General features: G+C 41.5%; 20 protein-coding genes and 3 pseudogenes. 9 read left to right on the top strand and 14 right to left on the bottom strand.

Annotated elements, in window-relative coordinates:
• Positions 1–66 precede the first annotated feature (66 nt).
• Positions 67–810 carry an abortive infection family protein gene (locus tag G4D73_RS04785; RefSeq protein WP_213687502.1) on the top strand — a complete coding sequence of 248 codons (744 nt, stop codon included), beginning with the start codon at positions 67–69 and terminating at the stop codon, positions 808–810.
• Between the two features lie 286 nt (positions 811–1,096).
• Complete coding sequence (locus tag G4D73_RS15645) at positions 1,097–1,222, top strand: KGW motif small protein (RefSeq protein WP_004645654.1); 126 nt, start codon at positions 1,097–1,099, stop codon at positions 1,220–1,222.
• Positions 1,223–1,305: 83 nt separating this feature from the next.
• Here the strand turns inward: G4D73_RS15645 and G4D73_RS04780 are convergent.
• Positions 1,306–3,048: pseudogene (locus tag G4D73_RS04780) on the bottom strand (FAD-dependent oxidoreductase).
• A 170-nt stretch (positions 3,049–3,218) separates the two neighbouring features.
• On the opposite strand from G4D73_RS04780, the pseudogene G4D73_RS04775 reads away from it, so the two are divergent.
• The 3 genes and pseudogenes from G4D73_RS04775 (at position 3,219) to G4D73_RS04765 (ending at position 5,207) form a co-directional block, all read left to right on the top strand.
• Positions 3,219–4,100 (top strand): annotated as a pseudogene (locus tag G4D73_RS04775) (LysR substrate-binding domain-containing protein).
• Positions 4,101–4,117: 17 nt separating this feature from the next.
• Positions 4,118–4,435: a hypothetical protein gene (locus G4D73_RS04770; RefSeq protein ID WP_005265795.1), complete on the top strand. Its 318-nt coding sequence runs from the start codon at positions 4,118–4,120 to the stop codon at positions 4,433–4,435.
• A 247-nt stretch (positions 4,436–4,682) separates the two neighbouring features.
• A complete protein-coding gene (locus G4D73_RS04765) occupies positions 4,683–5,207 on the top strand; it encodes a carotenoid oxygenase family protein (RefSeq protein WP_213687501.1) in 525 nt (174 codons plus the stop codon).
• A 269-nt stretch (positions 5,208–5,476) separates the two neighbouring features.
• Here the strand turns inward: G4D73_RS04765 and G4D73_RS04760 are convergent, their stop codons facing one another.
• Both G4D73_RS04760 and G4D73_RS04755 read right to left on the bottom strand, forming a co-directional pair.
• A complete protein-coding gene (locus tag G4D73_RS04760; protein ID WP_213687500.1) occupies positions 5,477–6,271 on the bottom strand; it encodes a nitroreductase family protein in 795 nt (264 codons plus the stop codon).
• 71 nt (positions 6,272–6,342) lie between these two features.
• Positions 6,343–7,143 (bottom strand): enoyl-CoA hydratase-related protein, encoded by an 801-nt coding sequence (locus G4D73_RS04755; protein ID WP_004731699.1) that lies wholly within the window; start codon positions 7,141–7,143, stop codon positions 6,343–6,345.
• Between the two features lie 103 nt (positions 7,144–7,246).
• Here G4D73_RS04755 and G4D73_RS04750 point away from each other — a divergent pair, with 103 nt between their 5' ends.
• Positions 7,247–7,816, top strand: coding sequence for a nicotinate-nicotinamide nucleotide adenylyltransferase (locus tag G4D73_RS04750; RefSeq protein ID WP_213687499.1), 570 nt, complete (start codon positions 7,247–7,249; stop codon positions 7,814–7,816).
• Between the two features lie 5 nt (positions 7,817–7,821).
• Here G4D73_RS04750 and G4D73_RS04745 read toward each other — a convergent pair whose 3' ends face one another.
• The gene (locus G4D73_RS04745; RefSeq protein ID WP_213687498.1) at positions 7,822–8,727 is read right to left on the bottom strand and encodes a LysR family transcriptional regulator ArgP; all 906 of its coding nucleotides are present in this window, start codon (positions 8,725–8,727) and stop codon (positions 7,822–7,824) included.
• Between the two features lie 104 nt (positions 8,728–8,831).
• Between G4D73_RS04745 and G4D73_RS04740 the strand changes: the two genes are divergently transcribed.
• Together G4D73_RS04740 and G4D73_RS04735 are read left to right on the top strand one after the other, a co-directional pair.
• On the top strand, positions 8,832–9,437 hold the full coding sequence (locus G4D73_RS04740; RefSeq protein ID WP_213687497.1) for a LysE/ArgO family amino acid transporter: 606 nt from the start codon (positions 8,832–8,834) through the stop codon (positions 9,435–9,437).
• Between the two features lie 410 nt (positions 9,438–9,847).
• Positions 9,848–10,411, top strand: coding sequence for a YceI family protein (locus tag G4D73_RS04735; RefSeq protein ID WP_213687496.1), 564 nt, complete (start codon positions 9,848–9,850; stop codon positions 10,409–10,411).
• A gap of 87 nt (positions 10,412–10,498) precedes the next feature.
• Here the strand turns inward: G4D73_RS04735 and G4D73_RS04730 are convergent, their stop codons facing one another.
• From G4D73_RS04730 to dapD, 5 genes are all read right to left on the bottom strand, one after another.
• A complete protein-coding gene (locus G4D73_RS04730; RefSeq protein WP_004731690.1) occupies positions 10,499–10,957 on the bottom strand; it encodes a peroxiredoxin in 459 nt (152 codons plus the stop codon).
• A gap of 83 nt (positions 10,958–11,040) precedes the next feature.
• Entirely contained in the window at positions 11,041–11,454 is a 414-nt protein-coding gene (locus G4D73_RS04725) for a hypothetical protein (protein ID WP_005097581.1), read from the bottom strand.
• A gap of 16 nt (positions 11,455–11,470) precedes the next feature.
• On the bottom strand, positions 11,471–12,139 hold the full coding sequence (gene queC / locus G4D73_RS04720; RefSeq protein ID WP_005097579.1) for a 7-cyano-7-deazaguanine synthase QueC: 669 nt from the start codon (positions 12,137–12,139) through the stop codon (positions 11,471–11,473).
• A 35-nt stretch (positions 12,140–12,174) separates the two neighbouring features.
• Entirely contained in the window at positions 12,175–12,885 is a 711-nt protein-coding gene (gene queE, locus G4D73_RS04715) for a 7-carboxy-7-deazaguanine synthase QueE (RefSeq protein WP_005247540.1), read from the bottom strand.
• Between the two features lie 131 nt (positions 12,886–13,016).
• Entirely contained in the window at positions 13,017–13,838 is an 822-nt protein-coding gene (gene dapD, locus G4D73_RS04710) for a 2,3,4,5-tetrahydropyridine-2,6-dicarboxylate N-succinyltransferase (protein ID WP_004645637.1), read from the bottom strand.
• Between the two features lie 319 nt (positions 13,839–14,157).
• On the opposite strand from dapD, the gene carO reads away from it, so the two are divergent.
• Positions 14,158–14,889 (top strand): ornithine uptake porin CarO, encoded by a 732-nt coding sequence (carO, locus tag G4D73_RS04705; RefSeq protein WP_213687495.1) that lies wholly within the window; start codon positions 14,158–14,160, stop codon positions 14,887–14,889.
• A gap of 60 nt (positions 14,890–14,949) precedes the next feature.
• Here carO and G4D73_RS04700 read toward each other — a convergent pair.
• From G4D73_RS04700 to cysT, 5 genes and pseudogenes are all read right to left on the bottom strand, one after another.
• Positions 14,950–16,150 (bottom strand): annotated as a pseudogene (locus G4D73_RS04700) (OmpP1/FadL family transporter).
• 120 nt (positions 16,151–16,270) lie between these two features.
• Positions 16,271–17,194, bottom strand: coding sequence for a CysB family HTH-type transcriptional regulator (locus G4D73_RS04695; RefSeq protein ID WP_085064084.1), 924 nt, complete (start codon positions 17,192–17,194; stop codon positions 16,271–16,273).
• Between the two features lie 53 nt (positions 17,195–17,247).
• Entirely contained in the window at positions 17,248–18,309 is a 1,062-nt protein-coding gene (locus G4D73_RS04690; protein WP_085064085.1) for a sulfate/molybdate ABC transporter ATP-binding protein, read from the bottom strand.
• A gap of 11 nt (positions 18,310–18,320) precedes the next feature.
• The gene (cysW, locus tag G4D73_RS04685) at positions 18,321–19,214 is read right to left on the bottom strand and encodes a sulfate ABC transporter permease subunit CysW (protein ID WP_004279077.1); all 894 of its coding nucleotides are present in this window, start codon (positions 19,212–19,214) and stop codon (positions 18,321–18,323) included.
• Positions 19,211–20,044: a sulfate ABC transporter permease subunit CysT gene (gene cysT, locus G4D73_RS04680; protein WP_004279076.1), complete on the bottom strand. Its 834-nt coding sequence runs from the start codon at positions 20,042–20,044 to the stop codon at positions 19,211–19,213. Before cysT ends, cysW begins: the two co-directional genes overlap by 4 nt.
• Positions 20,045–20,102: the final 58 nt, after the last annotated feature.

Here is a 20,102-nt window from a genome sequence, read left to right as displayed (position 1 = left end):
TTATAGATTTATAGGTGATTAGATATAGAATTGAAAAAGATTAAAAAATGAATAAAGAGTCCTCAAATGTCCGATTTAATTGAAAAAGTTTTACTTTTACAAGAATTGCTAATAGCTAGAGCTACTAATACTTATGAAAAAGGTTCTTCAGAGGCATTTATGCAGCTTAGACAAGAGTTACTGACATTTAAAAACTTTTATGAATATATTCCATTTTTTATTAAAGACACACGCACATTAGATGAATTTGAAGCTAGGATTAAGTGGGATTTTGAATCTTACGCTGAACGTGAAAATTATATTTATTCGGAATTTAAAGAATTCTTTAATGTATTAGAAAGTCTAGATGTTCCTCCATTGGATCAGGTAGTACAGTTGAAGATTGCTGAATTAAGCTCGGATTATATACATCAAATATGGCAGAAAGCATTAGAGCGAAGAAGTACAGATCCCGAAGGTGCGATTACATTAGCTCGAACACTTTTAGAATCGACCTGCAAATATATTCTTGATGAATACGAAGTCGGTTATGGCAATGCTCCAGATATAAATCAACTGTATAGATTGGTGAGTAAAGAATTAAACCTTGCTCCATCTCAACATACGGAGCAGACTTTCAAACAAATTCTCGGAGGATGTAGTTCCATCATTGAAGGTTTAGGATCATTGAGAAATAAAGTGGGTGATGCTCATGGGCAAGGTAAAATAAACTTTAAACCTTCTCCAAGACATGCAGAATTAGCAGTGAATTTGGCTGGTACAATGTCCGTGTTTTTATTCTCATCTTGGAAATTAAAACAAGGTGAATGAATTTTTTATTATAAATATTGTTTTTAAATAGTATCTTAATTTTACTGTATGGAAAAATTAAAATAAATTCACTAACATAGGATTATTCAACCACCAATTTGGTGGATTTTTGCTTTTTAAGCATTCTGATTTTTTAATTTTTTTTCTTCCTGCTGAGTTGGTTTAGATTTTGCTTTTATATTGTATATAAAGTGCTATGGTATGTTTTATGCACAACTTTATTGCACTATAAAAGAAAGATGGAATAGATCGGTTCAGTATCAATTCTCAAAGATGAGGTGATGACATGGCTAAAACACTTAGAATAATGGATAAGGCGGCAATGCGTCAGAAAGGCTGGATGTTGTTTTGTATTGTTGTAGGACTACAAATATTGTTCGTTGTGGGCAGTTACTTGCTGCAGGGTTCTTGATCATCAGCTTTAAGAAAGCCACCATTAAGGTGGCTTTATAATTTAAATAACCAATTGAACCTGCTTCAAGGTGGCTTTATAATTTAAATAACCAATTGAACCTGCTTCAATACCGCCTTTAACGTATTTTCATAATCAAAAGCTTTATTGGTACTGTCCTGATAACGCCAAGCCACATAACCATCCGGACAAACCAGTACTGCACCAGATTCATGAATTTCAGACTTGGCATTCCAGGTTCCATACACATCACGATAGTCACGTGAACCAATCTGAGTCACATCCAGATATGACAAATCCAATGCTTCTGCCGCCTGTTTCCAGCCTTTACCGGATAAACCTGTGAGCAGGGTAAAACGACCTTTACCCGTAATATCCAGTGTCGACTGCTTTTGACCTTTGGCATTGATCAGCCAAGTATGCGGAACTTTAGCGCCTGGGCGAGTGGTTGCCTGTAAATAAAGCTGCTCATCTTTTTCAAAAATCTCAGGCTCGGATTCTGCAATCACCGTATTGGAGCTATATCGCTGGTTCAGTTCTACACCTTGTGCATTAAATTCGAAGTTTTTAATTTCCAAAGCTTCAAATAGTTTTTGACGGATTTCAGCACCTTACTCATCTTCCGCAAAGATACGTTCCAGCATTTGCTTCTGAGTCGTCACCCCTTGATCAAAACCAAAGACTTCTTTCAGGTATTTATAATCAAAACGTGACTGGTTCGCACGCGCTACAATCTGCTTGCCGACCGGTGCACGCTCGGTGGTATAGGAATCCAGCAGGGAAGGTGCAGCCCAGCCTTTTACCGCGTATGCCAGTTTCCAGCCTAGATTAAAGGCATCCTGCATGCAGGTATTTGAACCTAGGCCACTCGATGGTGGATGACGGTGTACTGCATCACCACCACAGAACACTCGACCTTTAGAATATTCAGTGGCCCAGGTCTGGTTCACATACCAGTACGATAATTTCTGGATTTCAACTTCTTCGACTTCAGTACCAACAAAAGCATTTAGGCGGGCACGGACCTGTTCTTCAGTAACTTGTGGTTCGCCTTTGGAAATGTCAAAGCCCCAACCCATGATCCATTCATTCCATGGCGTAATGGCACGTAACAATCCCATACCGAGATCGCCAAAGCTGGCTTCAGGATTCACGATCCATTGCAGAATCGCAGGACGGTGCTGAACGTATTGAGAAAGATCAGCTTTAAAGGTCACATAGACGGTACCGGCACGTGCCATCACGCCTTCCAGTGGCAAGCCGAGCTGTTCCAATACACGAGATTTAGCACCATCCATACCCACCAGATATTTTGCTCTTAAGCTAAATTCAGTATTGGTAATGCGGTTCAGGAAAGTAGCAGTCACGCCATCTTCGTCCTGCACATGTGACAGGTATTCAGTATTGAAGTTATAAATTGCACCACGTTCACCGGCATTTTTCACCAGTAAAGCTTCCATTTTTGGCTGAATCAGATCGACTAATGGACATGGACTGCCTTGGATATAGTCACCATAACGTTTATCACCGGTACCCCATGCACTTAAACGGGCGATTTCTTCGCCGACCAGACTGGTGGTAATCAGGCTTTCACCCATCTGTTCCCATGGTGTTGCAATCTCTTTAACCTGTTCTTCAATACCTAAATCACGTAATACTTCCATGGCACGCTGATTGGTAATATGGGCACGTGGACTATTGGCCAGCCAGCTAAACTGGGTAAACAGTTGTACCTTGATACCATAATTCGCCAAAGCCAAACCTAATGTTGAACCTGCAGGACCAGTACCAATGATCAGAACATCAGTGTCATAGTGTTGTGTCATACAAGACTCCATGTGTATAGGTGAAGAACAAGCTATCTATATAATCAGGCAGTCTAGTAAAACAGGATCTGTTGATATAGCGATATTCATATAAACTATCGACCTATTCTTATTTGCAATACGTGGGTCATAATCTTAAGATGCTGACCTGATCAGAAACCGGGCAGGCTATGGAACTTCGACATTTACGCTATTTTATTACTGTGGCGCAGCAACAAAGTTTTACCAAGGCTGCCGAAAAACTGTTTACCGCTCAGCCGTCATTAAGCCAGCAAATTAAGGATCTGAAACAGGAAGTCGGGGTAAATCTGTTTGATCGTTCATCGAGAAAAGTCAAACTCACCGATGAAGGGAGGGCTTTTCAGGTCTATGCCGAAAAAGCACTGGAAAATGCCAAGCTGGCAGTGGCAGCAGCACGCCAGGTCGCACAGCAGAAAAATAATCAGATTCATATTGGCTTTCTGAATATTGCAGAAATCAAGGTGATGCCTCAGATTCTGGCGTAGCTTAAAAAAACCATGCCTGACTTAAAAATTCACTTGCATAGCCTGACCTGTATGGAGCAGATTCAGCGGCTAAAAAATGCTGAACTGGATTTATGTATTACCCGTTTTCATCTGGATCATCCAGATTTTGACAATATTCATTTATTGACCGAACAGATTTACTTGCTAGCTGCTCAGCATTTGCATCCTACAGATCGAATCCTGAAATTACAGGAACTGAAAAATCACAATATAATTATGTGTGAGCAGAATGCTTCACCCGTGTTTTATGAAAAGCTGGATCAGCTGCTTGGTATTGATCAACTCGAACATGAGCAGCTACTGTGGGTCACCAATGTGTTGCAACACATTAATCTGACCAATATGGGGATGGGTTTTAGTTTTGCTCCTGAGTATTTACTGAGATTTTTGAATGATCATGTGAAAATCATCCAGACGGATCAGGCACTGCCAAAACTAGGCTTGTATGCAACATTTAACAAGAATTCCCAAAATCCTGCATTGAAGATAATTACCCAAGCCCTTAAAAATACAATAAATATCTGAATTTCAGGAAAGAATATATGTTAAAGCTGATTTATTACGTACCGGACGAAAATCTGGAAGACACCAAAAATGCAGTCTTTGCAGCAGGAGCGGGTGGTATTGGTGAGTATACGAACTGCGCCTGGCAGGTTTTAGGAACAGGACAGTTTAAGCCGCAAGAAGGTGCAGATCCTCATATTGGTGAAGTCGGTAAACTGGAACAGGTAGAGGAATGGCGGGTAGAAATTCTGGTGCCAGATGAAAAGGCAGTCGAGGTCGCTAAAGCCTTAAAAGAAAGCCATCCTTATGAAGAGCCAGCTTTTGAGTTTATCCAGCTGTTGGATATCGAAGTCTAAACTCAAAGTATTACTCATATTATATTCACTGCGGCGTGTTCATCTTAGCGCGCCGTCAGTCTACATTTGAAAAACAGTCAAACTGCTTTTGTTATTATAAAATTTGCCCTAGCACTCCAGATAAAAAATACAATAAGGAAAATAACAATGCAGTGGCCAAAACCGCTGAGCAGAATGCTCAAAAATACGCTTAGTAAATCCATTCAATACAGTGCAGAAATTCTGCATAGTCGTATTCCCTATTCCAGTGCACTCCAAAGCATTGATCCGCTCGATTCAGGGACCGATCGAAGATCAGGATATACGACTAGAGCGCTTTATTTTTGAACAAGGAACGGGAAAAGTGACACGAACCTTATTATCAAATATCAAGCAGGAATTTACACGGATTAATGAAGCATTTATTGGGCGACAGTATCGTTATATCTATAGTATTTCTTTTGGTGAATTTGACGATCCTTCCCATGTCAGCAGCAATACGGTGATGTGTTTTAATTTAAGAACCAGAACCACAGAAAGTTACTCCTTTGGAGAAAACTGGGTTACTGGTGAGGCAGTCTTTGTCGCACGGGAAAATGCTCAGGCTGAAAATGATGGCTGGCTAATGTCTTATATCCATGCTTTAGATTGTAGCCCCTCGAAAGTTGTAATTCTGGATGCCCAGCATATTACAGAAGGACCCATTGCAACGATTCATTTACCAGTTCGGGTACCGGTCGGATTTCATTGTAACTGGATTGATTATCGGAAATTAAGAGCGAACTATTCTTAAAAAATGATTTAACATCGACTTGTATTTGCTCTAAATAGATTTCTTCCTTTTCGCCATCCGCGTATCAAATATTATTTCTTTTCAAAATAGTAGTGAATTTACATTGAGGTGACATGGATGTCACCTGCCAGACAGAGGTTCAAGGATGAACCTTCTGTCTGGCAATGGCTTTGGTTACTTTGGCCTGTCAAAGTAACGAAAATGCCTACGCGTATATCAGTTAATTTAAGAAAACAGTCGAGGCCGTGATATTCATTCAATAAACGTACTTAAACCTTCTGAATAAACAGTTCACGATCAAAACGGTATTGCGGGAAGAATACTCCATCTTCAGCACGTTCACCCGCACCAATTACCATGACTGGATACTGTTCATCATTTAATTTCAGAATTTCACGAACCATCGGCTCATCAAAACCTTCCATCATACAGCTGTCAAAACCATAAGCACGTAAAGCTAAAACCAGATTTTCACAAGCGAGCGCCATCGTTTTGGTCGCCCAAAGTTTCGCATCAGCCGGGCTGAAAGCAGACACTGGCATTTGTTTGTCCAGTGTACGGGCAACTTTAAAAGCCACTTTCTTAAAGTTACCGAAAGCATTCAGATAACCAGTTTTATAGTTGTAGGGAATATATTTATAGTATTTCTTAATCGCGGGCGGTGCTTCAGGAAATGGAAACTCATTTACATTTCGCTTCGCCATTTCATCAATACGGTCTGTACGTGCGATACAGACAATTAGCTCAGAAGCTGTTTTGGCTGCCAGTTGACTCATACAGGCTTTGACTAGGCGCTTTTTTTTGCCTGGGCTTTGTACTACATAAAAAGTCCAAGGCTGCAAGTTCGACGAATTTGGTGCCAACAACGCTAGATCCAGACAGGCATCCAGAACTTCAACGGGAATTGGCTTTTTGGTAAATTTACGCACTGAACGTCGACTTTCAATCACCTTACGAAAATTATCTATATCTATATCTTGAGGTGCAGGTTCGTAATAACGTTTCTTTTCTGGATTTGAACTATCTGTTGTTTGAGAAGAGGTTTGGGAGTTTTGATTTGGCATACTTCAGATTCTTGGAAAAATAAAAGATTGAGGCAGTCTAAACTACCTCATTGAACTCATAAGTTTGAAAATTAGTTGAATTGTGTGAAATCAGGTTTACGTTTTTGCATAAAGGCTTGAACCGCTTCCAGCATTTCTGGCGAGCCTACACGCTGCATGAAAATTTCTGCTTCATGGTCAATCCATTCCACAATTTCATTCACATTGTGTTTCATCAAGGCTTTAGATTGCACCAGTGATGCCAATGGCAGGGCAGAGAGCTGGGCAGCTTGTGCTGCTGCTTTGGTGTAAACATCTTCTTCAATGCTATTCACCAGACCTGCGTCGAGTGCTTTTTCACTATTGAATTTTTGCGCAGTCAGCAATAATTCGGCGGCTTTATGATAACCCGCCTGCTGAATCAACAGCTTGCTTGAAGCGCCTTCAGGCGATAGACCCAGACTGACAAATGGAATCTGGAACAGAGCAGTATTGTCACTATAGACCAGATCACAATGCAATAAGATCGTCACACCAATGCCGATTGCAACACCACGCACGGCTGCAATCAATGGCTTGGAAAATTTTGCAGCAGATTTCAGTAAAACAAACGGTGGGCCTTCAGCGGCGGGTGCCTGACCTTTCTTCGCAGCAGATTTCATAAAATCCTGCATATCATTGCCCGCACTAAAGTCTGCATCCTGACCACGTAAAACGACCACACGAACTTCAGGCGCCTGATCTGCTTCATCTAAAGCTTTCGCAATCCAGAGATAAAGTTCGCTATATAACGCATTTTTCGCTTCCGGACGATTGATGGCTAAAGTGAGTACACCATGTTCTAAATTCGCATTCAAATGCTCATGAGGTTGTTGAATACAGCTCAGTGTCATCGTACTATCCTTGCTTTAAAACTTAATTTGATTTTATGGGAATGATTATGTCGCATATTTATTGGGGCAGCACAACTCATGAGTCATAAAAAACTGATCCCTTATGAACTATACATTTGATTATCTGGTTTTCATTGGCCGCTTTCAGCCTTTTCATCTGGCGCACATGCAAACGATTAACATTGCCCTGCAACACAGTCAACATGTGATTTTGGCTCTCGGCTCTGCGCAAAATGAACGCAATATCAAGAATCCATTCTTGGCTTCGGAGCGTGAAGCCATGATCCTGTCAAATTTTAGTCCTGAAGATCAAGCTCGGATCAAATTTGTAGAAGTCATTGATGTTTATAATGATGAGAAATGGCAAAAACTGGTGAAATCGCTGGTGAATCAGGTCATTGAGCCGGATGCCAAAGTCGGACTGATTGGGCACTTTAAAGATGATTCTTCTTATTATTTAAAGTTTTTTCCAGAATGGGAAATGGTCGAACTTGACAGCCTTGAAGGTGCCTTATCTGCCACGCCGATGCGTGAAGCTTATTATCGTGGCGAAATTCAACGAGATAAATTTCCACAAGGCACGATTGATTTTCTAGAGAATTTCCAAAAAACCACGACCTATCAGCAACTCAGTGAAAAATTTGCCCAGAATGATAAAACCAATCTGGTTTAAAAGTATCAGGTTATTATGGGTTGATTCATGTTAGTTTGAGCATGCTGTTTCAAACACTCCCCAAGGATTTCTAGACCAGGAGACTGTTCTTTCCAGTGATGCCAATACAAGGGCACTTCAATTCGCATCTCACTTGAAAGTTCAAGCAGTCGACCTGACTCCAGCAAATTCCTAGTTTGATAGTCCGGCAGCCAGCCATAGCCTAGACCCATGACAATCGCATCAAAAAATGCATGGGTCGATGGAATAAAGAAATGAGGATATTGAGCAAGGTTCAGGCCAAATTCGTGCTGAATAAATTGGGTATGGAGTTGGTCTTTTTCATTAAAAATAATGGCAGGGGCAAGGCGTAGCGCATCCCGATGTACCCCTTGATGAAACCAGTTTCGGGAAAAGTCAGGGGTGGCGACCAGACGATACTGCATCTGTCCGATCAACTCAGCCCGGCAACCTTTCATTGCCTTACTCTCTGTACTCAAACAGGCATTGACGAGACCTGCTTCTAACAGATGATGAGTCTGTGATTGATCATCTACCTGAAAATGCAGCACAATTTTATGCTGGATCAGCTGGGTTTGTAAGGTTGGTAATAGCCAGGTCGCGAGTGAATCAGCATTGGTGGCAATATTCAGGCAGTAGAAACCTTCATGTTGCAGCTGTCCACCCAGATCCTGCATCAGATTCTGTTCTAGCAAACGTTGATGCTGTAAATAATGTAATAAGGTTTGCCCGGATTGGGTCACACGGCAAGGCCGATCTCTGACCAAAAGCAATTGTCCCAATTTTTTTTCCAGACTTTGAACACGAAGGGTCACTGCGGAGGCAGTAATATTTAGCTGTTCGGCAGCCAGATCGAAACTTCCCGTTTTTGCAACTGCGTAAAAAGCATCACATTGTTTCGCATTCAGCATATCTGTTATCTAAAAATAATTTAGTTAACTTGATATTAACTTAGTTTTAATTAATCGCACTCATTTTGTTGAATAATTGATTTATTCAAAAAAAGGGGAATGTGATGTTCAGTTATATGATGAGTGGTTTTGCTGTGGGAATGAGCCTGATTGTCAGTATCGGTGCACAGAATGCTTTTGTATTAAAACAAGGTTTAAAACAGCAGCATGTGTTCTGGGTCTGTGTGATTTGTGCCTTGTCTGATTCCATTTTAATTCTGCTTGGCGTACTGGGTTTTGCACGCGTCATTGAACATTATCCGGATATTGTTATATTTTCTAAATATGTTGGCGCAGGCTTCCTATTTTATTATGGTTTGCACCATGCGATCAGCGCATTTAAATCAAGAGAGGTTTTAACACCAAGTGATCAGCTAACAGAGCATTTTCTACAAGTACTAATGATCTGCCTAGCTTTTACCTGGCTAAATCCGCATGTTTACTTAGACACAGTCATATTGATTGGATCAATTTCAACCCAATACGCCTTAGGAAAATGGTGGTTTGCTTTAGGTGCTGTCTGTGCTTCCTGGTTTTTCTTCTTTAGTTTGGGATATGGGGCAAAGATATTGACACCTTGGTTCCAACATCCAAAAGCATGGAAAATACTGGATGCTATTATTGCCTGTACCATGTGGGGCGTCGCAGTGTCATTAATTCTCAGTATTTGATTCAGGCTACGAAAGCTGATAGATCGGTTAAGAGTTGTCTAAGCGTGTCATTTTAGATAGTGATCGTGAATAGGCAGCGTAGAAAACAACTCTTTTCAGTGCTGCAAGCACATGGATATTTCCAATATAAATTGAACTTAAAATAAAGGATCTGGTTTGTATAAAAAATTTATAAAATCAAAATTTTATAAGATGAAACCAGTCTCCTGTTAGCCTAGCAGGGCCACTTATAAGAGAAAAACCAGCACAAGCATTTTGTCCGTTAGTCATGAATGATTTTACAAAAACTTCAATAAACTGGTATAAAAATAACGAAAACCTGTTCGCTCAAAAAACAAGAAAATTTAGTTTCAGATTAAGCCGTGTACTTAAATCCGATCAATAAGAAATTAAACAAGGTGGATTTAAAATTGAAAACAACAATAAAAACTGGGCTCCTTAGCTTGGCGATCTGTTTAGCTTTGACCAGTCAGTCTTTTGCAAGATCATGGACCTTAACTCCCAAAAGTGATGTCGGTTTTGAGATCAAGTCGATGGGTCTTACTGTAGTTAAAGCCAAGTTCAATCAGGTTCAATCCACGATGCAGTTTGATGCTAAAGCACCGCAAAATGCCTCAACCCATCTGGTCATGGATGTGGAAAGTTTAAGCTTTAGTAAGCCGCTATTTAAACATATGATTCTGGGCGAAGACCTGTTTTATGTAGAAAAATATAAGACTGTAATTTTTAAAAGTATCCAGTTTAAAGACTTGGGCAATGGCAAATACAATGTTTTAGGTCATTTAACCCTGCGTGGTGTGACCAAGCCTGTGATTTTCGAAACAACCTTTAAACCCAGTATGTCGAATACCAACCTGCTTGATGTTCAGGCATCTGCTGTGATTAACCGTAGGGATTTTGGTATGAAAAAAGGAATTGCCGGGGTAGGGGATAAAGTTAATCTTCATCTATCAGGCCAGTGTGAAATGAACTAGGGTAGATATAAAATACTTGATGATATGAACGTTATTGTAAAAAAAGCTCGAATATTTCGAGCTTTTGTCTATACGGTAAGCATGCAATTAAGCAGCTTGCAAAGCTTTTAAATCTTCCAGAACTTGTTCTGCGTGACCTGCTGCTTTGACCTTACGGTATTCTTTGACCAGTTGACCGTTATGGAAAATGAAAGTCGAACGCTCAATGCCCATCACTTGTTTACCATACATGTTCTTTTCTTTAATCACATCAAAGTGATTGCACAACACCTCTTCTTTATCGCTGATCAGGTTAATACTCAGGTTCTGCTTTTCAGTAAAGTTCTGATGAGCTTTTACCGAATCACGGGATACGCCAAGAATTGTGGTATTTAAAGCATCGAACTGATCTTTTAAACAGGAAAATCCTACTGCCTGAGTTGTGCAGCCCGGTGTAGAATCTTTAGGATAAAAATAAATCACCAGCCATTCTGTATTTAACTGGGTTAAATTAATTTCCCCTGTCGTCGCAGGAAAATTCTGGTCAAGCAAACTAATTTCAGACATAAAAACTCCTGTTTTCTCTAAATTTTTTCAAAAAAAAATAAGCCACATTATAGTGGCTTATTTTATCAAAGAATAATCAGATATTATTTCTTTGGTGCCGCTTGGGCTGATTTCATTGCTTCTTCAGTCAAAGTTTTCAGTTTGCCTGTTAACTGTGGACCAAAGCATGCTTGAAGATCTTTATTCTGCTTCTGTACAAAAGCTAAAGTGCCTGGGCTTTTCTTCTGGTTAATGGTGCTTTGAATTTCCCATTTTTGTGCATTGGTTAATTTTCCATCTGCTTCAATAGCACAACCACAATATTTGCTGACTTCAGCAGCCGTCAATTTTTTACTTTTGCCAGTTTCATTTTTACAAACATTGATCAATGCAGATTTTACATTGGTGCTTTTATAAGCTTGTTGTAATTTGTCATCAGCCGCTTGAGCCGTAGTTGCGAACATAGCAGCAGCTGAAACAATTGCTGAAAGCACGATGCTTGATTTTAAATTCTTCATAAACTCTACCTTGTTATTACGGTATATAACGTGTCGGGTCTTCAACACCTGCGTCCGCAAAACCCTGTTTACGTAAACGACAACTGTCGCATTTGCCACAGGCACGTCCTTGGTCATCTGCTTGATAGCATGACACCGTTTGACTGTAGTCTACGCCATGTTCAATACCTAAGCGAATGATATTTGCTTTGGATAAATGTAACAAAGGTGTTTCAAATTTGAGCGCCTGACCCTCTACGCCAACCTTGGTCGCAAGGCGTGCCATGTTGGCAAATGCGTCAATAAATTCCGGACGGCAATCCGGATAACCGGAGTAATCAACTGCATTAATTCCGATAACAATCGCTTCAGCTTCGAACACTTCAGCTGCTGCTAAGGCGTAAGACAAGAAGATGGTATTACGTGCCGGAACATAGGTAATCGGAATGCCAGCCTGTTCATGGTCGGGCACCTCAATACTATGATCGGTAAGGGCTGAGCCACCCAGATTACCCAGATCAATATTGATCACTCGATGTTCCACACCCGCACGTTGCGTTAAAGCTTTTGCTGCATCCAGCTCGGTCGTTGAACGCTGACCATATCGAAAACTGAGTGCGATACATTCATAGCGTGCCTGTGCCCAAGCCAGACATGTGGTTGAGTCTAATCCGCCAGATAACAGGACAATGGCACGAGGGCGCATAAGCTGATTCTCCAAAAAAAATACTTTACAAAAAATTAACGACCAGTTTCATCATTCCATAACAACTTGTGTAGCTGTAACTGGAAACGAACAGGGAGATGGTCTTCTAAAATCCACTGAGCCAAATCACGTGCCAGTGGGGGTAAACAAACCGCACCTTTTTCGACCGCAAATGCAGGCGAAAACCAAACTGTACTCACTTTGTCTTGAAGTTGGTACTGTTCAAGCTGCTGTTTTGACCATTCATAATCTTCACGATTGCATATCACAAACTTGATTTGATCATGTGCAGTTAAATGATCCAGATTAGAAAGCAAATTTCGTGCAACTTCACCTGAAGTTGGTGTTTTTAAATCTAAAACTTTGGAAACACGTGAATCCACTTTGGACACATCTAAAGCGCCACTGGTTTCAAGTGAAACTTCACATCCTAAATCCGCAAGTCGCTGCATCAGGGGTAGGGCATTTGGTTGTGCCAGTGGTTCACCGCCGGTCACACAAACATAAGGGGTTTTAAAATCAAGCGTGGTCTGGATAATATCGTCCAGAGACTGACGCTCACCGCCTTCAAAGGAATAGGTGGTATCACAATAGCTACAACGTAATGGACAACCGGTTAAACGGATAAATACCGTTGGTAGTCCTGCGGCATTGGCTTCACCTTGCAATGAATAGAAAATCTCCGTAATGCGTAAACCCGCAGACGGATCAGAGACAGGAATTGCGGAAGATCGAAGCGTATTCATAACAAAACTAACCAATGAGAAATAAATAACCGGGTATAAAAATAAAAATCCCTACGATTATTACTAATCGTAGAGACGAGGAGCGGTTGAGGCTCCGAGGAACACGAATGTATCCTCTAAGTTAAAACATCTTAGTCTTCGCGTAATAGATCGTTCAGACTTGTTTTAGAACGAGTTTGTGCATCAACTTTTTTTACGATAATGGCAGCATATAAGCTGTAAGTACCACATTTAGATGGAAGGCTACCTGCAACAACGACAGAACCTGCTGGTACGCGACCATAATGGATTTCGCCAGTGGCACGGTCATAAATCTTGGTCGATTGACCAATGAATACGCCCATTGAAATCACAGAACCTTCTTCAACGATTACGCCTTCAACGATTTCAGAACGTGCACCGATAAAGCAGTTATCTTCAATAATGGTTGGATTCGCTTGAAGCGGTTCAAGCACACCACCAATACCTACACCACCTGACAAGTGAACATTTTTACCGATTTGTGCACATGAACCTACAGTTGCCCAAGTATCAACCATCGTGCCTTCATCTACATAAGCACCGATGTTGACATAAGAAGGCATCAAGATCACGCCTTTGGCCTGAAAAGAACCTTTACGTGCGACAGCAGGTGGTACGACACGTACACCAGCTGCCTTAAACTGCTCTTCAGTCCAGCCTGAGAATTTAGTTTCTACTTTGTCATAGAAACGAAGATCACAAGCTTCCATTGGTTTATTGTCGTTTAATTTAAATGATAACAATACCGCTTTTTTAATCCATTGATGGACAACCCATTCACCATCGATTTTTTCAGCAACACGTAAAGTACCATTGTCTAGACCAGCAATTACTTCCTCAACTGCTTGACGGATTTCAGCAGAGCAATCTGCAGCTGTAAAATTCGCACGGTCTTCAAACGCTTGTTCAATGATTGTTGAAAGCTGCGACATGATCTTCCTTCCAGAAAAAAATTTTCTAGATTTTACACTATATTGCAGGAAAAATAGTTGAAAGCACTAAAAATAGATGAAAAATAACCAAAAGTGTAGAAAGCGTGAAATTATTAAAGTGATAAGTGTACTTTTTCATTATGTTGAAATGTAGGAGAAGTGTTAGAAAACGCTCGGTTCTGAACAAGAAAAATTAATTTGTATCAAAAAATAACAAAAGATGAGCAAAATGCGAATAAAAAATATTTTTTAAGTCCTTTATATTGAACCCATCACGAATAACTAATGATCAAAATAAGTTCTTTTGAGGAGAGAAATAATGAAATCTTTACATAAAATTTTAGCAGTTTCCATTTTGGCTGCAGCAGCTGGTTCTGCTATGGCTGCTGATGAAACGATCGTAACAGATGAAGGTGTAGCATCTTTCTCTTTCTTTAAACCTGCAGCTGTTCGTGCTGAAGTCGGTACTACCGGTTATGGTGGTGCACTTTCATGGAATGTAAATCCATATGTTGGCGTGACTTTAGGTTATAACGGTGGTGATATCTCTTGGTCTGATGATTTGTCAATCAATGGTTCTAAATATGACCTGGATATGGACAATAACCTGACCTATTTAAATGCTGAAATCCGTCCTTGGGCGAACTGGTTCTATATGGCTGCCGGTGTGGGTTATGTTGATAATGATTATGATATTGACCGTCGTGTACGTAATGGTGAGAGTTTCTCAGTAAATGGTGTAGATTTTGTTTCTACAAGTGATGCACGTATTAATGGTCAATTATCATATAAGAATAATCTTGCACCATATGTAGGTATCGGTTTTTCTCCGGCGATCACCAATCGTTGGGGCGTCTTTGGTGAGGTTGGTGCCTACTATAATGGAAACCCAACTGTTAATTTAACTGCAACTGGAACTGCGAGACCAGAAAATACTGGAGTTATTGCAGATTTTGCAGATCAAGTTGAGCGAGAAGAAAATAATATTCGTAACGACAATGAATACGAATGGCTGCCAGTAGCAAAACTGGGTGTCAGCTTCCGCTTCTAAGTTTGAGCTGCATAAAAAAACGAGCTTCGGCTCGTTTTTTTATGCTTTGTAATAAGTAATTTAAAAGTGATAGCCCAGTTTTAAACCTGCGATCCAGGCACTATTGTCAGAAACAGCGGATAAACCTGCAATCTGTGGCGTAATAGGTTCGGATGAGGAAATTTCAGGTTTTTGAAACTTTAAATAATATAGTCCTGTAGCAATATCCCAGATTTCTTGGATCTTATAAAGATGACCTAGTCCGATGCCCCAATAGCCATCACTCGGATTTAAAGTTGAAGCCGGATTTCCTGTACCAGAATCCCATAAAAGTTCGATAGAATTTATGCCAAAAGATGGCCATTGATGAGCAAGTCCGATTTTTCCAGACCATTGATCCTTACGATAATTAATCATTCTAAAAGATTTTACTTCAGGGAACTGTAAGGCCGCATAGTCAATTACAGCGCCAAATTTAGGCGGCTGGATCACGAAATTTTGCCAGTTTGACCAACGCAGCGTGCCATAGAGTGCATTTTGATCAGTTAAAGCTGTCTGAAAATCCAAGTTCACAGACTGTGGAGTTTGAATTTCTGTATAAGGTGCTGGATTTGTACCTACAATAATTGATTCAGTGGTTTTATTGTGATGAGTAATTGCAGAACGATAGGTCAGTGCGGTTCTAAAAAAATTCAGGAATCTGATAACTGATTCCTGCAAGCCAGCCCCAAGCGGGATCTCGTTCTAATGTGGCTCGATAACCATTGAATATATAAAATGTCTGCCCGGATAAATATAAATTTCCCTCTAAGCTTTGATAACTTAGCCCTGTATAAAAATTCCAGTTATCGTTTGGTTGAAAGCCAATTAATGAGGTCAAATTATGGCTCTCAAACTGAATGGTAGCAGCCTCAATTGGAAGCGCTGCACCTGCAAAAACAGGATCATAACGATAAGCGATATCTATAGAATAAGGCTGATCGTAAATCAGTCCCCACGACACTTGAGGATTCAACTGGAATTTTAATGCGGCATTGGAAACCCATTGGTTATGGGTAAGATTTCCTGTAGAAAAATCGGTGATGCCTAATTGTTGCAGCTCTTCGGTATGTTGTACCTGACCGCTGATATCGGGGCGAACCCAGGCCAATGAAACTTCAGCATAATGATTTTTTTCAAAAAACGATTGAATGCTTTGGTTAGATTGTTCAAACGCTGCTGCATAACCTGACCCGGAGAAAAACAAGCCCATGGAGAAAAGAGCAAATTTATGATTGATCATCTTGGTATAATTCAATTTATTATGTACGTGATTATGCTTGATATTTATATTCTTTATCTACTCAAAAAATAAAAAAGAGGCCATGTAGCCTCTTTGATTAAAAACTTAAAATAGTGCACTTTATTCGTCTGGATAAGCCACTTTTTTCAGTGCCTTAATATCTGCGTCTGGGGAACAGAGTGAAATAAACTCGTAGCCATAACCTCGCAGTAAATGACCTTTACGCACTGCAATCCAAGTGGTATTTATGCCGAAAATATCGGTTTTAATCTGCTTTAAGCGGTAATCACGCTCCGGGTCATAGGCCACATCGTTGACAATGCCGACACCCATATTCATTTCTACATAGGTCTTGATGACATCGGCATCAAGTGCGGACATCACAATATCCACATCAAAACCAGCTTCTTCAAAGGCGGTATCAATCTTGGAGCGACCGGTAAAACCACCATGATAGGTAATAATCGGGTAGTGCGCCAGATCTTCGATGAGCACGTGTTCTTTGCTTGCCAGTGGATGATTCTGCGGGGTAATAATACTGTGTTGCCAGTTATAGTAAGGCACGCTGGCCAGATTATCTTCAGTGGTGAGTGCTTCGGTCGCAATACCGATATCAGCTTGACCTTGCAGTAACATTTCCGTGATTTCAACCGGGCTGGCCTGTTGCAAAATCAAATGAACTTTAGGGAATTCTTTTTTGAATTGGCTGACAATTGGTGGCAACACATAACGCGCCTGGGTATGCGTCGTGGCAATGGTCAATGTGCCTTCATCGACTTTATTGAAATCATCGGCCAGACGTTTGATATTGTCGGCATCGACCAGCATGCGTTCTACAATGCCTAAAAGTGCCTGGCCCGGTTCGGTTAAGCCCAGTAGACGTTTACCTTTGCGAATAAACAGCTGTACCCCCAGTTCATCTTCCAGATCTTTAATATGCTTACTTACCCCGGACTGTGAAGTATAAAGCGCAGCGGAAGCTTCTGTTAAATTAAAGTTTTGTCTAACCGTTTCTCGTATAATTCTTAATTGTTGGAAATTCATAATTCTCTTACCCTAGAAGAGGATGGGGCATTTTAAAGCCCCATCTTTTGATCTTAAGCGACCTGGTTTTCAAATAAATGCAAATTCACCGCACTTAACCAAACAGTTTGATTTGGGCGGAATTGATGCGCTCTCGCTTCATCAGGCGTCAGTAAAATTTCAATCAGATTGCCTTGACGGTCATTTAGCTCAGCAACTACTTTACCCGCGATCCATAATTCACGAATGAAGGTCGCCTGAATGGCATTGTCGTGTGGCTGTGCATGGATGCGTAGTTCATCTGGACGTGCGAATAAAATCACTTCACCTTGAGCGGCATTTTTTGCACCCTCAAATTGAATGCGGTCTTCGCCGAGCTGGATGATGCCTGCATGGTTCTGACCTTCAAAACGGTTCGCCTGACCCAAAAAGTCGAATACAAATGGAGTTTTTGGTGTTTCATAGACTTCACGTGGAGATCCGATCTGCTCTACATTACCTTTGTTCATTACTACGATCTGATCCGCAACTTCAAGCGCTTCTTCCTGATCATGAGTCACGAAGATCGAAGTGATATGCAGTTCGTCATGCAGGGTACGTAACCAACGACGCAGTTCCTTACGGACTTTGGCATCCAGTGCGCCGAAAGGTTCATCCAGTAATAATACACGCGGTTCAACCGCTAAAGCACGTGCCAAGGCAATACGCTGACGCTGACCACCAGAAAGTTGAGCTGGATATCGATCAGCCAGGAAACCGAGCTGAACCAAGTCGAGTAAACGTGTCACACGTTTTTTAATTTCCGCTTCCGAGGGACGGGTTTTGCGCGGACGAACACGCAGACCAAAGGCGATATTGTCAAATACCGTCATATGACGGAACAGGGCATAGTGCTGGAATACAAAGCCAACTTCACGCTCACGCACATGCACATTGGTGGCATCCTGACCTTCTAAAATCACTTGGCCGCCATCCGCAGATTCCAGACCGGCAATAATCCGTAGCAAAGTGGTTTTGCCACAACCAGATGGGCCAAGAAGCGCGACCAGTTGACCATCTGGAAAATCCAGCGAGATATTTTTCAGTGCATGGAATGCACCAAAGTGTTTTTCAATATTTTGTACTTGAATACTCATGTGGGCATTCCTTAAGAAACTGTTGAATCTTCATTACGTTTGTCTTGTTTTTCCTGGCGCAGTTCCACCCATGTTTTTAAAATCAGGGTCACAATTGCGAGGAGAGCCAGAAGCGAAGACACGGCAAACGCAGCACTAAAGGTATATTCGTTATAAAGAATTTCGACGTGTAGCGGCAAGGTATTGGTTTCACCACGGATATGGCCGGAAACCACCGACACCGCACCAAATTCACCCATGGCCCGCGCATTACACAGAATCACGCCATAGATCAGACCCCATTTGATATTGGGCAGGGTCACTTTCCAGAAAGTCTGCCAGCCAGATGCACCGAGTACAATCGCAGCTTCTTCTTCTTCGGTTCCTTGTGCTTCCATTAACGGAATTAGCTCACGCGCAACAAAAGGTACCGTAATAAAGATAGTCGCTAGGACAATCGCAGGCACTGCATAAAGGATCTTGATATCGTGATCCATCAGCCAAGAACCCATCCAGCCTTGGGTACCGAAAATCAGCACCAGCATCATACCCGCGATCACAGGTGAAACCGAGAAAGGGAGATCAATAATGGTGGTCAGGAATGATTTCCCCGGAAAGTTGAACTTCGCTACAGACCAGGCTGCCGCAACACCAAATACGACGTTGAGCGGTACTGCGATTGCAGCCGTCAGCAAGGTAAGTTTTACTGCCGACAGAGTATCCGGATGCACCAGCGCTTGGGTATAAACGCCAACCCCTTGTTTAAAGGCTTCAACAAAAACCAGAATCAAGGGCAGAATCAGGCAGCTTAAAAAGAAGATTAAGGCAATAGTGAGCAGCGTATAACGTACCCAAGTTGGCTCGCGGGTTGCATCACGGGATTGCAACTTTTCAGCCAGCGCATTGCTGTTGGTATTTAAACTCATCGCGCAGTTCTCCCGGTACGACGGCTAGCCCATGCCTGTAATAAGTTAATCAAAAATAGCATCACGAAGGAAATCAGTAGCATGACGACAGCAATCGTGGTTGCACCGGCATAGTCATATTCTTCTAGGCGAGAAATGATCATTAGCGGTGCAATTTCCGTTTCAAAAGGCTGGTTACCAGCAATAAAGATCACTGAACCATATTCACCGACACCACGGGCAAAGGCCAAAGCAAAACCAGTGATCAGTGCAGGCAGCAGAATTGGAAAAATCACTTTGGTCACGATCTGAAAACGGTTGGCACCCAGTGCAGAAGCCGCTTCTTCCAGTTCAGTTTCCAGATCACTCAGTACCGGTTGGACGGTACGCACCACAAAAGGCAGGCCAATAAAGATCAATGCCAGTGTAATACCAATCGGGGTATAAGCGACTTGAATGCCAATCGGTTCTAAATATTGACCAATCCAGCCGGTCGGTGCATATAAAGAGGTCAGGGCAATACCCGCAACCGCAGTGGGCAAGGCAAAAGGCAAATCTACCAGGGCATCGACAATACGTTTGCCCGGAAAGCTGTAACGTACCAGACACCACGCCAGTAACAGGCCAAATACTACATTGACCAGTGCAGCGACAATGGCTGCGGTGAAGCTTAACTGCAATGATTTCAAGATACGTTCAGAGCTCAGGATTTCCCATAAGCCATCCCAGCCAATGCCCAGTGATTTAATAAAAACAGCTGACAGCGGGATCAAAACGATTAATGACAAATACGCTAGGGTAAAGCCTAGAGAAAGACCAAATCCTGGCAGCACTCGGGATCGCTGCGACATGATTACTCCTCAAAAGAGAGAATGCTGATTAAAAATAACCAGCGAAATTAGAAAATAA

Source organism: Acinetobacter sp. WY4 (assembly GCF_018438165.1).
Lineage (GTDB): Bacteria > Pseudomonadota > Gammaproteobacteria > Pseudomonadales > Moraxellaceae > Acinetobacter.
Note: the sequence above shows the minus strand (reverse complement) of the source record. Positions and strands in the feature narration are given on the sequence as shown.